Here is a 13,767-nt window from a genome sequence, read left to right as displayed (position 1 = left end):
CTGGCCGAAAGGGCGAGGTGAGGGCCACGCCGTCTGCGGCGACGCACGGCCGGGCCGTGGCGGTCAGCCGGTCAGCTCCCACAGCACCCGGTAATAGGTGATCCGCTCCGGGTCCGCCTCGACGCCGTAGGCGGCGAGCAGAACTTCCTCCCACCCCGGACCGTAGTTCCACCGGGTGCTCCACGTGGCGACGGCGAGGTCGGCCCAGCGGTCGGCCACGCCGAGGGCGCCGAGATCGACGTGGCCGACGGGCTCGCCGTCGTCACCGACCAGCGTGTTGGGGGCGCAGGCGTCGCCGTGGCAGACGACCCGGCGGTCGACCGGGGGCGGGTCCTCCAGCAGGCGCATCGCGCGTTGCACGGTGCCCAGGTGGCGGAGCTCCACCGGCCAGGCGGCGGGGTCCACGACGCCCGACGCCACGCGGGCGCGGGCCCTGGCCAGCCGGCGCTCCACCGACCAGTCGAACGGGCAGTCCGCGACCGGGAGGGCGTCGTGCAGGGCGCGCAGCCCGGCGCCTACGGCGTGGACCGCGGTCGATGGGTCCGTCGTCCACCGCTCGTCCACGGCGGACGTACCGGGCAGCCCCCGGGTGAGCAGCCAGGTTCCCGTGGCGTCCCCGCCATCCGCAAGTACGGGCGGCACGGCGGTGTATGGGGCGGCCCAGCGCAGCCGGACCGCCTCGGCCCGCAGGTCCAGCCCGCTGCCGGCGGGAGCCCACTTGGCGAAGCGCGGAGGGTCGTTGGAGTCTTTGTCGGCCGCCTCGCCTCCGATCCGGAAGGTCAGTCCGCCGAGCAGGTTGCGCCACACCGCCCGGACCGGCCGTCCGCCGGCCAGCGCGGCGACGGCGGGCGGAGGCTCGACGGGTTCGTCGGGAGGAGCGGCGATCACGCCTCCATCTTGACCGCGGACGGCGCCGGGTGGAAGGCCGCCCGGAAGGCCGCCCGAAAGGGGCATTGCGATTTTCGCAACGCGGGTCTAGCGTCGACATATGGACGAGTCTGTGCACGACCGGGTACGCAAAGTCATGGACGCGGCGTCCCTCAGCCAGGCGGCGTTCGCGCAGCGGGTCGGGCTGACCGCGGACAAACTGTCCAAGTCTCTCAACGGAGTTCGCCGCTTCACCTCGCTGGACCTCGCCCGCGTCGCGGAGTTCGGCGACACGACGGTCGACTGGCTGCTCAGCGGCCGCGAACCGCTCCGGCCGAGCTTCGCCGCGAGGACGACCGGGGCGGCCGCAGCGGCGAGGACGGCAGGGGCAGCGGGGCAGGGGCGGAGCGTCCCTACCGCGCCCCCGACTGCGCATCCGGCCGCACGGACCGGTGGAACGAGCGGAACCGGTGGAATCGCCGGCACCGAGGGCACCGAGGGCACCGGCGGCACCGGCGGCAATGCGGCGGTGGCGGACAGCCGCTCCGACGCCTCGCTCGAGTCCCTGCTGCGCCGCTTCACCGGCGCCTACGAGGTGCTCGAGGCCCTCGGCCGCGGCCGCCCCTTGCCGGAGCTGCCCGCGCCACCGAAGGGCGTGGAGCGGTTTGTCGACCAGGGTGAGGCGCTGGCCCGGGAAGCCCTGGCCCTGCTGGAGTCCCACGGGGTGGCCTCGGTGGCGGAGCTGGACACCCCCCAGCTGGTCGACGTCGTCGACCAGGTCTTCGGGGTCGACGTCGCCCAAGTGGGCCTGCCAGGAGGGGTGGACGGCGTCGCCTGGCACACCGACGCGTTCCGTCTTGTCCTCCTCGCCCGCACCGACCGGTGGACGCGCCAGCGCTTCACCCTCGCCCACGAGCTGGGTCACGTGCTCGCCCGCGACGCCCAACAGCCGCTGGCGGAGCGGCATCTGGCGCCGGGCCACCAGAAGAACTACGACGAGGTCCGCGCCAACGTCTTCGCCGCCGGCTTTCTGATGCCGGAGCGGGAGGTGGGGCTCGCGGTGGAGAAGGCCGGGCACCTGCCCAGGACGGTCGGCCCCGACGGCTCCGACGGGCCCGTCGGAACCGCCGACCTGTCCGAGGCGACGCGGGCCGCGCTGGTCGTGCGGTTCCAGGTCTCGCCCAGCGCGCTGGCCGCCCGCCTCCACCAGCTCGGCGTGATCTCCGGCGAGGGGCGCAGGACCCTGCGCGGGATGACGACCGAGCAGTGCCACCTCCTCGTCGGCGAGGCCGGCCGGCTGCAGGACCGCACGGCCTCCGCCGTCGCCGAGCGCGTCCCGTCCGGCCCCGCCCGCCGCCTCTACGACGCGTATGAAGCGGCCGAGACCACGCTGCGGCCGCTCGCCGCCTACCTGGACCGGGAGGCCGACGTCCTGCGCGAGCAGCTGGCCCCGGAGCCGCCGGTCGCGGCCCTGCCCGCCGAGGAGAAGGGCGACCTCGTCTTCCAGCCATGAGCAGACCTTGGTGGTTCCCCGACAACACGGTCCTGTGCAGCTTCGCGGCGGTGGACCGGCTCGCGTTACTGGAGAAGGTCCTGGACGACCGGGGCCGCTGGACCCAGGCCGTCGCTTACGAGGCGCGGCGGTCGGCCGTCCACCTCCCGGCCCTCGGCGGGCTGGTCGACGGGGCGGGATGGCTGGGCGAACCGATCGAGGTCGACGGCGAGGCCGAACAGGTGCTGGTCGAGCGACTGCGGCGCGTGGTCTTCGGCGGCCTGGCGCACCGGCCGCTGCAGCACCTCGGCGAGGCGGAGACGCTGGCCGTCATCGAGTCCCGGCGGGAGTTCCGCACCGCCGTGTGGATCACCGACGACGCCGACGCGGGCCGCTACGCCCGCCGCCGGGGCATCCGGGTGCTGGACACCGTGGGCGTGATGCGCGAGGCGATCGCCCGCGGCCTCGTCCCCGCCGCCGAGGGGCACCGCCTCCTCGTCACCATGCGCGAACGCGGCCGCCACCTCCGCGGCATCCCCCTCCGCCCGGAGGACCTGCTCGGCGGCTGACGGACCTGACGGACCCGACGGACCCTGCACCGGCACCTCCGATCCGATCCCGCCCGATCCGATCCGATCCGATCCGGTCCGGTGAGGTCCGGTCCGGTCCGGTGCGGGTCATGCGCCGACCGTCACGCCACGCCTCCTCCCCGTGGCGGTCGAGCCCCGCAGATCCGGCCGACACACCACACCCCGCGTCCACTCCCGGATCACCTCATTGCATAAAAATGCGCGTCACCGTATAGTCGTGCCATCGATAGGGAGGACCCATGACGGTACGAGCGGCGGTTGCCGGAGCGAGTGGATACGCGGGCGGAGAGCTGCTGAGGCTGCTGCTGGCGCACCCCGAGGTGGAGATCGGCGCGCTGACCGGGAACTCCAACGCGGGGCAGCCGCTCGGCGCGCTGCAGCCGCACCTGCTGCCGCTGGCCGACAGGGTGCTGGAGGCGACCACCCCCGACGTGCTCGCCGGGCACGACGTCGTGTTCCTCGCGCTGCCGCACGGCCAGTCCGCGCCGGTCGCCGAGCAGCTCGGCCCCGACTTGTTGGTGATCGACGTGGGCGCGGACTTCCGGCTGAAGGACGCCGCCGACTGGGAGCGCTTCTACGGCAGCGCCCACGCCGGCACCTGGCCCTACGGCCTGCCCGAACTGCCGGGCGCCCGCGCCGCGCTGGAGGGGTCCAAGCGTGTCGCGGTGCCCGGTTGCTACCCGACCGCCGTCTCGCTCGCGCTGTTCCCGGCGTACGCCGCCGCCCTGGCCGAGCCGGAGGCCGTGATCGTCGCCGCCTCCGGCACCTCCGGCGCCGGCAAGGCCGCCAAGCCGCACCTGCTGGGCAGCGAGGTCATGGGCTCCATGTCGCCCTACGGCGTCGGCGGCGGCCACCGGCACACGCCGGAGATGATCCAGAACCTCAGCGCCGCCGCCGGGGAGCGGGTGAGCGTCTCGTTCACGCCGATGCTCGCGCCCATGCCGCGCGGCATCCTCGCCACCTGCAGCGCCAAGGCGAAGCCGGGCGTCACCGCCGAGACGGTGCGGGACGCCTACGCGAAGGCGTACGCGGACGAGCCGTTCGTCCACCTGCTCCCCGAGGGGCAGTGGCCGGCCACCGGATCGGTCGTCGGCTCCAACGCGGTGCAGGTGCAGGTCGCGTACGACGAGGCCACCGGTCGCCTGATCGCCGTCGCCGCCGTCGACAACCTCACCAAGGGCACCGCGGGCGGCGCCGTGCAGAGCATGAACATCGCCCTGGGCCTGGACGAGACCACCGGACTTTCCACGATCGGAGTCGCCCCGTGAGCCGCGGGCACCGCCCCGTGAGCCGCGGGCACCGCCCAGCGGCAGCTGGGGGAGTCCGCGCGGCCGCCGGGCCGCAGACCACCACGGCCGCACCGCTGCACCGCACGGGCGGAGAAGCCAACGAGGAGATGCAGTGAGCGTCACGGCAGCCAAGGGATTCACGGCGGCGGGCATCGCCGCCGGGATCAAGGAGAACGGCAACCCCGACCTCGCCCTGGTCGTCAACAACGGCCCCCGCCTGGCCGCCGCGGGTGTCTTCACCTCCAACCGCGTCAAGGCCGCACCGGTGCTGTGGTCCGAACAGGTCCTCAGGGGCGGCGAGGTGTCCGCCGTCGTCCTCAACTCCGGTGGCGCCAACGCCTGCACCGGACCGAAGGGCTTCCAGGACACGCACGCCACCGCGGAGAAGGCCGCCGAGGTCCTCGGCCTCAACGCCGCCCAGGTCGCGGTCTGCTCGACCGGCCTGATCGGCGTGCTGCTCCCGATGGACAAGCTGCTGCCCGGAGTGGAGACGGCCGCCGGCCGCCTCTCCGAGCACGGCGGCGAGAAGGCCGCCATCGCCATCAAGACCACCGACACCGTGCACAAGACCTCGGTGGCCGTCGGCGACGGCTGGACGGTCGGCGGCATGGCCAAGGGCGCGGGCATGCTCGCCCCGGGTCTGGCCACCATGCTCGTCGTGATCACCACGGACGCCGACCTCGACTCCGCCGTCCTCGACAAGGCCCTGCGCGACGCCACCCGCGTCACCTTCGACCGCGTCGACTCCGACGGCTGCATGTCCACCAACGACACCGTGCTGCTGCTCGCCTCCGGCGCCTCCGGAGTCACCCCCGACGAGGCGGAGTTCGCCGCCGCCGTCCGCGCCGTCTGCGACGACCTCGGCCAGCAGCTGATCCAGGACGCCGAGGGCGCCAGCAAGGACATCAAGGTGGAGGTGGTCAACGCCGCCACCGAGGCCGACGCCGTCGAGGTCGGCCGCTCCATCGCCCGCAACAACCTCCTCAAGTGCGCCATCCACGGGGAGGACCCCAACTGGGGCAGGGTCCTCTCCGCCATCGGTACCACGAGCGCCGCCTTCGAACCCGACCGGCTCAACGTCGCCATCAACGGCGTCTGGGTCTGCAAGGGCGGCGGCGTCGGTGAGGACCGCGAACTGGTCGACATGCGCTACCGCGAGGTGCACATCGTCGCCGACCTCGCGGCCGGCGACGAGACCGCCACCATCTGGACCAACGACCTCACCGCCGACTACGTCCACGAGAACAGCGCGTACTCCTCATGACGACAGCCGAGAAGAAGAACAGCAGCGGGCCCACCCGTCGGCACACCGCCCTGCCCAAGGCGCAGATCCTCATCGAGGCGCTGCCCTGGCTGACCCGCCACCGCGGGAAGACCGTCGTCATCAAGTTCGGCGGCAACGCCATGGTCGACGAGCAGCTCAAGGCTGCCTTCGCGCAGGACGTCGTCTTCCTGCACCACGCCGGCCTCAAGCCGGTCGTCGTGCACGGCGGCGGCCCGCAGATCAGCGCCGCGCTCGACCGGCACGGCATCGTCAGCGAGTTCAAGGCCGGTCTGCGGGTCACCACCGAGGAGGCCATGGACGTGGTCCGGATGGTGCTCGCCGGGCAGGTCCAGCGCGAACTGGTCGGCCTGCTCAACCAGCACGGCCCGCTCGCCGTCGGCCTCACCGGCGAGGACGCCCACACCCTGACCGCCACCAAGCACCTGGCCGAGATCGACGGCGAACTCGTCGACATCGGCCGGGTCGGAGAGATCACCGCGATCGACACCGGCGCCGTCGAGGCGCTGCTGGCGGACGGCCGCATCCCGGTCGTCTCCTCGATCGCCCGTTCCCAGGACGACGGACATGTCTACAACGTCAATGCTGATACGGCGGCTGCGGCACTCGCTGCGGCGCTCGACGCGGAAACCCTCATGGTCCTCACCGACGTCGAGGGCCTCTACGAGGACTGGCCGAACAGCGACGAGGTGATCAGCCGCCTCACCGCGAGCGAGCTCGAGAAACTCCTGCCGGAGCTTTCCGCCGGCATGGTGCCGAAGATGGAGGGCTGCCTGCACGCCGTGCGCAACGGCGTCGGCAACGCCCGCGTCATCGACGGCCGGGTCCAGCACTCGATCCTGCTGGAGATCTTCACCGACGAGGGCATCGGCACGATGGTCGTGCCGGACGGACCCGTCGTCGCCGACGAGGAGGGGCAGTCGTGAGCGACACCGAACTGAAGGAGCGCTGGAACGGCGCCCTGATGAACAACTACGGCACCCCCCGGCTGGCGCTCACCCGCGGCGAGGGCGCCAGGGTCTGGGACGCCGACGGCAAGGAGTACCTCGACTTCGTCGGAGGCATCGCCGTCAACGCCCTCGGCCACGCCCACCCGGCGATCGTCGAGGCGGTGTCCCGGCAGATCGCCTCGCTGGGCCACATCTCCAACTTCTTCGCCGCCGAGCCCACCGTGGCCCTCGCCGAGCGTCTGCTCGAGCTGTTCGGGCGGGCCGGCCGGGTCTTCTTCTGCAACTCCGGCACCGAGGCCAACGAAGCCGCCTTCAAGCTCGGCCGGCTCACCGGCCGCGGCCACGTGGTGGCCACCGAGGGCGGCTTCCACGGCCGCACCATGGGCGCGCTGGCCCTCACCGGCCAGCCCGGCAAGCGGGAACCCTTCCTCCCGCTGCCCGGCGACGTCACCCACGTGCCCTACGGCGACGCGCAGGCCCTCGCGGCCGCCGTCACCGAGGACACCGCCATGGTGATCATCGAGCCGGTGCAGGGCGAGAACGGCGTGGTGGTGCCCCCGGCCGGCTACCTCAAGGCCGCCCGGGCCATCACCGCCGCGAACGGCGCGCTGCTGGTCCTCGACGAGGTCCAGACCGGCGTCGGCCGCACCGGCCACTGGTTCGCCTACCAGGCCCACGAGGGCGTGCTGCCCGACGTGGTCACGCTGGCCAAGGGCCTCGGCGGCGGTCTGCCGCTCGGCGCCGTCGTCGCCTTCGGCCGCGCCGCCGAGCTGTTCCTGCCCGGCCACCACGGCACCACGTTCGGCGGCAACCCGGTCGCCTGCGCGGCCGGCCTCGCCGTCCTGGACACCATCGCCGCCGACGGACTGCTCGACAACGTCAAGCGGCAGAGCGAGCGTCTGGTCACCGGGATCGAGGCGCTCGGAGACGCGGCGGTCTCCCACGTCCGGGGCGAGGGGCTGCTGCTGGGTATCGTGCTCACCGGGCCGCTCGCACCCCGCGTGCAACAGGCGGCCCAGGAGGCCGGGTTCCTGGTGAACGCGCCCGCCCCCGACGTCGTGCGGCTGATGCCCCCGCTGACCCTGAGCGACGCGGAGACGGACGCCTTCCTCCAGGCGCTCCCCGGCATCCTCGCCACGGCCGCCGCGACGGCCGACGCCACGACCCGCTAGGCGGAAGAACCGCCGAGGGCGGAACAACCGCCGAGGGGCGGACGAACCGGATCCGGAGACGAAGAACACGATGAGTCAGGCGCAGGACCACGAGCAGCAGGGCGGGCCCGCCGTGCCGCAGACCCGCACCGCCCGGCACCGCCGGATCGTCGACATCCTCAACCGGCAGCCGGTGCGCTCGCAGAGCCAGCTCGCCAAGCTGCTCGCCGACGACGGGCTGAGCGTCACCCAGGCGACACTCTCCCGGGACCTCGACGAGCTGAACGCGGTGAAGATCCGCAACACCGACGGCGAACTGATCTACGCGGTGCCCAGCGAGGGCGGCTTCCGCACCCCGCGCGCGCCGCTGGGGGAGTCCGCCAAGGAGGAGCGGATGCGGCGGCTCTCCGGGGAGCTGCTGATCTCCGCGGAGGCCTCCGCCAACCTCGTGGTCCTGCGCACCCCTCCCGGGGCCGCCCAGTTCCTCGCCTCGGCCATCGACCAGGCGGAGCTGCACGACATCCTGGGCACCATCGCCGGCGACGACACCCTGCTGCTGATCAGCCGGGAGCCCACCGGCGGCCAGGCGCTCGCCGACCACCTGCTGTCGCTGGCCCAGAACAGCCGCCGGACCACCCCCTGACAGCGCGCCGGGCACGCCCGGCGGTCGACCCGGTTCGCCCGGCTGCCGTCCCGGTTCGCCCGGCTGCCGTCCCGGTTCGCCCGGCGGCCGCTCAGTACCGCGTGATCGCCGTCGGCCCGTCCGCCGTGCCGATGGCGATGTGCGGGTCGCGGGCCGGGTCGGTCCAGCGCAGGACGCGGCGCATCGCGTCGGCCGGCACGGAGACGCAGCCGGCCGTCGCGCCGCGGCCGTGCACGTGCAGGAAGATGCCCGCGCCGCGCTCCCGCACCGGCCGGCGGTAGTTGAAGCCGATCACCAGGGCGTGCGCGTACTGCTCGCGGTAGGCGATCAGGTGCTCGGCCTCGCCGGGCCGGCAGTCCGCGGCCAGCGGCTCGCTCCAGCGGTTGTAGGCGCGCGAGTCGTTGTCCTGGCACCACCAGGAGTCGGGCCCCACCCGCCGGTACCGCACGCGCACGTCCGCGGGAGCGGGCTTGACGCCGAAGGCGAACGGCAGGTCGTACAGGCCGGTGGGCGTGGTGGCGGTGCCCTGCCGGCGGGTCGCCCCGTCGGCCGGCCCGTTCGCCCCGAACCGGGCGGGCGCCGACCCGGCCCGCGTCCAGCCGGCGGGAGTGCGGTCCCACCAGGTGAGCGTGCCGGTGGTGCTGCCGGCGGTCGCCGCCTCCGCGGTGATCAGCTGGGACCCGCCGCCGGTGTCCGCCATCCGCGCGGGCAGCGGCGGGGGAGGGCCCGGCGCGGCCTGGGCGGCGAGCAGGGGCAGGCACAGGGCGATCGCGGCGACACCGGGGCGCAGGCGCATGTGCCCATCGTCAGCGAGCCACCGGAGGCAGCGGGAGCGGCACGCCGGGCAGGCCGTCGATGCTGGTCGCGATGTGGTCCTTCTTGGCGAAGTACGCGCTCAGCGAATCGTCGTCGTCCCGCGAGAACCGCTTCCCGTGCAGCTCCCGGTCGCTCTCGTAGCTCATGTACGGGACGGCGTACCCGCAGGCGTCCCGCACCGTCCGGGCGGTCACCACGACGATCGCCCGCAGCCCGTGATCGCCGGGCTCGATGTCCGGGAAGTGCGCGAGCAGCTCCGGGAAGCGGGGATCGTCGCGGAAGACGGCCTCACCGGTACCGTGCACCCGCAGCACGGTCGGCGGGCCCTGCCAGGCGCACCACATCAGGGTGATCCGCCCGTTCTCACGCAGGTGCGCCACGGTCTCGGCGTTCGACCCGGCGAAGTCGAGGTACGCGACGGTGTGGTCGTCCAGCACGGCCAGGGACCCCTTGAGGCCCTTGGGGGACAGGTTCACCGTGCCATCGGCGGCGAGCGGAGCGGTGGCGGTGAAGAAGACGGGCTGAGCCTCGATGAAAGCGCGGAGCCGGTCGTCGATCCGGTCGTATGACTTACCCATGCGGCCATCCTCCTGCGAAGTCGTCCGCGGCGTACGGGAGTTCCGAGGTGTGGACGCGGCGGCACGACGGACCGGGCCGCCGGCGGTGGCGACGCCACCGGAGGTGCGGATTGACGATTCATGCGGAGCAATGCATAATCATGCAGAACGACGGTGCGGCGACGGGTCACGCCGGTCGCACCCCATCGGCCTTCGGCAACGAGGAGCAGCAAGTGAGCAGCAACAGCGGTGACGTCCGCCTCTGGGGCGGCCGGTTCGCCGACGGTCCCGCCGAGGCGCTGGCGAAGCTCTCGGCGTCGGTCCACTTCGACTGGCGGCTGGCGCCCTACGACATCGCGGGCTCCCGCGCCCACGCCCGTGTGCTGCACCAGGCCGGACTGCTCACCGCCGACGAGCTCGAGCGCATGACCGCCGGGCTCGACCAGCTCGAGCAGGACGTCGCCTCCGGCGCCTTCGTGGGCACCATCGCCGACGAGGACGTCCACACCGCACTCGAGCGCGGGCTGCTGGAGCGGCTCGGCCCGGACCTCGGCGGCAAGCTGCGCGCCGGCCGGTCCCGCAACGACCAGGTCGCCACGCTGTTCCGGATGTACCTGCGCGACCACGCGCGGATCGTCGGCGGGCTGATCGCCGACCTCCAGGACGCGCTGATCGGCCTCGCCGAGGCCCACCCGGACGTCGCCATGCCCGGCCGCACCCACCTGCAGCACGCCCAGCCGGTGCTCTTCGCGCACCACGTGCTGGCCCACGTCCAGGCCCTCACCCGGGACGCCGAGCGGCTGCGGCAGTGGGACGAGCGCACCGCCGTCTCCCCCTACGGCTCGGGCGCGCTGGCCGGGTCCTCGCTCGGCCTCGACCCGGAGGCGGTCGCCAAGGACCTCGGCTTCGAGCACGGCTCCGTGGCCAACTCCATCGACGGCACCGCCTCGCGGGACTTCGTCGCGGAATTCGCGTTCATCACCGCGATGATCGGCGTCAACGTCTCCCGGATCGCCGAGGAGATCATCATCTGGAACACGAAGGAGTTCTCCTTCGTCACCCTGCACGACGCCTTCTCCACCGGCTCCTCGATCATGCCGCAGAAGAAGAACCCGGACATCGCCGAGCTGGCGCGCGGCAAGTCCGGCCGGCTGATCGGCAACCTCACGGGGCTGATGGCCACCCTCAAGGCCCTCCCGCTCGCGTACAACCGCGACCTGCAGGAGGACAAGGAGCCGGTCTTCGACTCCATCGACCAGCTCGAGGTCCTGCTCCCCGCCTTCACCGGCATGATGGCCACCCTCACCGTGCACCGTGAGCGGATGGAGGAGCTGGCCCCGGCCGGGTTCTCGCTGGCCACCGACATCGCGGAGTGGCTGGTCAAGCAGGGTGTGCCGTTCCGGGTCGCGCACGAGGTGGCCGGGGAGTGCGTGAAGGCCGCGGAGGCGGACGGCAAGGAGCTCGACGAGCTGACCGACGAGCAGTTCGCCAAGATCAGCGAGCACCTCACCCCCGAGGTGCGGACCGTCCTGAACGTCCCCGGCGCCCTGGCCTCCCGCGACGGCCGCGGCGGCACCGCCCCGAGCGCGGTCGCCGTCCAGCTCGCCGAGGTCAAGCAGAACGTCGCCGCCCAGCACGCCTGGGCCGCCGCCCACCGCGGCTGATCCCACGCCCCCGCACGGCTTCGGCCCCGTCCCGCTGACGTCAGCGGGACGGGGCCGAAGCCGTGCGGGGGAACGGGAAGACGCCTCCCGAACGGGAAGGCGGCTCCCGCATCGGAAGGCGGCTCCCGTCAGGCCGCCTTGGCCTTGGTGGCGTACATGTCGACGTACTCCTGGCCCGACAGCCGCATGACCTCGGTCATGACCGAGTCGGTGACCGCCCGCAGCACGTACCGGTCGCGGTCCATGCCCTCGTAGCGGGAGAACTCCATCGGCTCGCCGAACCGCACCGTGACCCGGCCGGGCCGCGGGATGCCGTTGCCGCCGGGCTGCAGCTTGTCCGTGCCGATCATGGCGAACGGCACCACCGGCGCGCCGGTCATCAGGGTCAGCCGCGCGATGCCGGTGCGGCCCCGGTAGAGGCGGCCGTCGGGGGAGCGGGTGCCCTCCGGGTAGATGCCGAAGACCTTGCCCTCCTCCAGCACCCGCCGGCCCGTCATCAGGGCCGCCACGCCGCCGTTCGCACCGTCACGGTCGACCGGGATCATGCCGACGCCGGTGAAGAACCAGGCCATCAGGCGGCCCTTGATCCCCTTGCCGGTGACGTACTCGTCCTTGCCGATGAAGAGGACCTGCCGGTCGGTGACCAGGGGGAGCACGATGGAGTCGATGAAGGTGAGGTGGTTTCCGGCCAGGATCACCGCTCCCGTCCCGGGAATGTTCTCCGCGCCTTCGACGCGCGGGCGGAACATCAGGCGCATGATCGGTCCGAGCACTGCCTTGATGAGCGCGAAGCGGGACAACGAGCCCTCCCATGTCAAGGGGTCCGACGGAAACGGACGAGTCCGTGCAGGTGAGGACGATACTCGCGCGGATGCCCACGGCGCACATCCGCTTGACGGGTCCGTTGCACACTGTTGACCTCGCGTCACCTGACCGGCTGGATGCGACATCGGTACGTCACACGGGTGGAACACGGCACGAGCCCGAGCGGACACCCGCTGTTTTCCGCCCCGTCGTTCCGGGGACCTTCAACCGTCACGGACGCGCACCTACGATCCGGCCGACCTGTTGTCCCTGATCTCACGAGGGAGCACCGATGGCGAGATGCGAAGGACCCGCAGGACCCGCAGGACCGGCGGAAGCCGCAGGCCCGGCGGCGGCCTCCGGCGGGCCCGCCCGGGGCGCCGGACGGCGGGCCGTGCTGGGGGCCGCGCTGCTGGGCGCCTCCGCGGCCGCGCTGGGGACGGGCGGCGCCGCGGTGGCCGCCGAGGGAGACGCGGGGCGCGGCCGGGGCCTTGCCGGGCTGCCGAAGCCCGCCGTGATCGCCCACCGGGGCGCCAGCGGCTACCGCCCCGAGCACACCCTCGGCGCGTACCAGCTCGCCCTGGACATGGGCGCGGACATCGTCGAGGCCGGCGACCTGGTGATCACCAAGGACGGCCACCTGGTGTGCCGCCACGAGCCCGAGATCGGCGGCACCACCGACGTCGCCGCCCATCCCGAGTTCGCCGGCCGCCGCACCACCAAGTCGCTGGACGGCGTCCCCACCACCGGCTGGTTCGCCGAGGACTTCACGCTGGCCGAGCTGAAGACCCTGCGCGCCAAGGAGCGCGTGCCGGCCAACCGCCCGCACAACACCCTCTACGACGGCGTGTGGGAGATCCCCACCTTCGAGGAGGTGCTGCGCTGGCAGGACGAGCAGACCCGCAGGCGCGGCAGGCCGGTCTTCGTCTACCCGGAACTCAAGCACCCCACCTACTTCCGCGAGCAGGGCCTGCCGCTGGAGGAACGTCTCGCCAAGGTGCTGCGGCGGCACGGCAAGCACCGCCGCACCTCGCCCGTGCTCCTGCAGTCCTTCGAGCCGACCAGCATCCGCAGGATGCGCGAACTGGTCGACAACCCGCTCGCCGTGCTGCTGTCCTCGGCGGGCACGCGCCCCTGGGACCTCCAGCAGCAGGGCGACCCGCGCAAGGTCTCCGACCTGATCACCCCGCAGGGCCTCGCCTGGATCGCCACCTTCGCGGACGGCATCGGACCCACCCTCGACCTGATCGTCCCGCGTGACGCGGCCGGGAAGCTGACCTCGCCGACCACCCTGGTCGCCGACGCGCACCGGGCGGGCCTGGTGCTCCACCCGTACACGATGCGCAACGAGAACCCGTTCCTCCCGGCGGACTTCCGCCGCGGCGGGGAGCCCGACGCCTACGGCGACGCGCTCGCGGCCTTCAGCGTCTACTTCGACACGGGCATCGACGGCGTCTTCACCGACCAGCCCGACACCGGCCTGCTGGCCCGCGAGCTCTGGCGCGCGGCACGCTGACCCGCCGGCCGCCCGGCCGACCGTCCACCCGGCGGGTGACGGCCCACGGCCTCGGAGCCCCCGGGTGCGACCGGCGTCAACCGGGCGCACCCGGGGGCCTTCCCCCGGGTGAAATCGGTCCTCGGGCGGCAACCGCCGCCGCCGGA

General features: G+C 73.1%; 13 protein-coding genes. 9 read left to right on the top strand and 4 right to left on the bottom strand.

What is annotated here, in order from left to right; translation table 11 throughout:
- Positions 1 to 63: 63 nt before the first annotated feature.
- Entirely contained in the window at positions 64 to 888 is an 825-nt protein-coding gene (locus Sfr03f_RS23835) for an aminoglycoside 3'-phosphotransferase (RefSeq protein ID WP_245967728.1), read from the bottom strand.
- 100 nt (positions 889 to 988) lie between these two features.
- Between Sfr03f_RS23835 and Sfr03f_RS23830 the strand changes: the two genes are divergently transcribed.
- From Sfr03f_RS23830 to Sfr03f_RS23800, 7 genes are all read left to right on the top strand, one after another.
- Positions 989 to 2,380: a helix-turn-helix domain-containing protein gene (locus Sfr03f_RS23830; protein WP_108956071.1), complete on the top strand. Its 1,392-nt coding sequence runs from the start codon at positions 989 to 991 to the stop codon at positions 2,378 to 2,380.
- Complete coding sequence (locus tag Sfr03f_RS23825; protein ID WP_108956070.1) at positions 2,377 to 2,928, top strand: PIN domain-containing protein; 552 nt, start codon at positions 2,377 to 2,379, stop codon at positions 2,926 to 2,928. The genes Sfr03f_RS23830 and Sfr03f_RS23825 overlap by 4 nt, the downstream gene beginning before the upstream one ends.
- 260 nt (positions 2,929 to 3,188) lie before the next feature.
- The gene (gene argC, locus Sfr03f_RS23820; RefSeq protein WP_108956069.1) at positions 3,189 to 4,217 is read left to right on the top strand and encodes an N-acetyl-gamma-glutamyl-phosphate reductase; all 1,029 of its coding nucleotides are present in this window, start codon (positions 3,189 to 3,191) and stop codon (positions 4,215 to 4,217) included.
- Between the two features lie 133 nt (positions 4,218 to 4,350).
- Complete coding sequence (gene argJ / locus Sfr03f_RS23815; RefSeq protein WP_108956068.1) at positions 4,351 to 5,502, top strand: bifunctional glutamate N-acetyltransferase/amino-acid acetyltransferase ArgJ; 1,152 nt, start codon at positions 4,351 to 4,353, stop codon at positions 5,500 to 5,502.
- Positions 5,499 to 6,446 (top strand): acetylglutamate kinase, encoded by a 948-nt coding sequence (gene argB / locus Sfr03f_RS23810; protein ID WP_108956067.1) that lies wholly within the window; start codon positions 5,499 to 5,501, stop codon positions 6,444 to 6,446. Before argJ ends, argB begins: the two co-directional genes overlap by 4 nt.
- A complete protein-coding gene (locus Sfr03f_RS23805) occupies positions 6,443 to 7,642 on the top strand; it encodes an acetylornithine transaminase (protein WP_108956066.1) in 1,200 nt (399 codons plus the stop codon). Before argB ends, Sfr03f_RS23805 begins: the two co-directional genes overlap by 4 nt.
- A gap of 70 nt (positions 7,643 to 7,712) precedes the next feature.
- Positions 7,713 to 8,264 carry an arginine repressor gene (locus tag Sfr03f_RS23800; protein ID WP_108956065.1) on the top strand — a complete coding sequence of 184 codons (552 nt, stop codon included), beginning with the start codon at positions 7,713 to 7,715 and terminating at the stop codon, positions 8,262 to 8,264.
- A gap of 91 nt (positions 8,265 to 8,355) precedes the next feature.
- Here the strand turns inward: Sfr03f_RS23800 and Sfr03f_RS23795 are convergent, their stop codons facing one another.
- Positions 8,356 to 9,060, bottom strand: a complete 705-nt coding sequence (locus Sfr03f_RS23795; RefSeq protein WP_108956064.1) for a L,D-transpeptidase family protein — start codon at positions 9,058 to 9,060, stop codon at positions 8,356 to 8,358.
- Positions 9,061 to 9,070: 10 nt separating this feature from the next.
- Positions 9,071 to 9,658, bottom strand: a complete 588-nt coding sequence (locus Sfr03f_RS23790) for a pyridoxamine 5'-phosphate oxidase family protein (protein WP_108956063.1) — start codon at positions 9,656 to 9,658, stop codon at positions 9,071 to 9,073.
- A 212-nt stretch (positions 9,659 to 9,870) separates the two neighbouring features.
- Here Sfr03f_RS23790 and argH point away from each other — a divergent pair, with 212 nt between their 5' ends.
- Positions 9,871 to 11,301: an argininosuccinate lyase gene (gene argH, locus Sfr03f_RS23785; RefSeq protein ID WP_108956214.1), complete on the top strand. Its 1,431-nt coding sequence runs from the start codon at positions 9,871 to 9,873 to the stop codon at positions 11,299 to 11,301.
- Between the two features lie 128 nt (positions 11,302 to 11,429).
- Here argH and Sfr03f_RS23780 read toward each other — a convergent pair whose 3' ends face one another.
- On the bottom strand, positions 11,430 to 12,119 hold the full coding sequence (locus Sfr03f_RS23780) for a lysophospholipid acyltransferase family protein (RefSeq protein ID WP_108956062.1): 690 nt from the start codon (positions 12,117 to 12,119) through the stop codon (positions 11,430 to 11,432).
- A 278-nt stretch (positions 12,120 to 12,397) separates the two neighbouring features.
- On the opposite strand from Sfr03f_RS23780, the gene Sfr03f_RS23775 reads away from it, so the two are divergent.
- The gene (locus tag Sfr03f_RS23775; RefSeq protein ID WP_108956061.1) at positions 12,398 to 13,621 is read left to right on the top strand and encodes a glycerophosphodiester phosphodiesterase; all 1,224 of its coding nucleotides are present in this window, start codon (positions 12,398 to 12,400) and stop codon (positions 13,619 to 13,621) included.
- The last annotated feature ends 146 nt before the right edge of the window (positions 13,622 to 13,767 follow it).

This window comes from Streptomyces fragilis (assembly GCF_003112515.1).
GTDB lineage: Bacteria > Actinomycetota > Actinomycetes > Streptomycetales > Streptomycetaceae > Streptomyces > Streptomyces fragilis.
The sequence above is the reverse complement of the archived record's forward strand: the minus strand, read 5'-3'. Positions and strand labels throughout refer to the sequence as shown.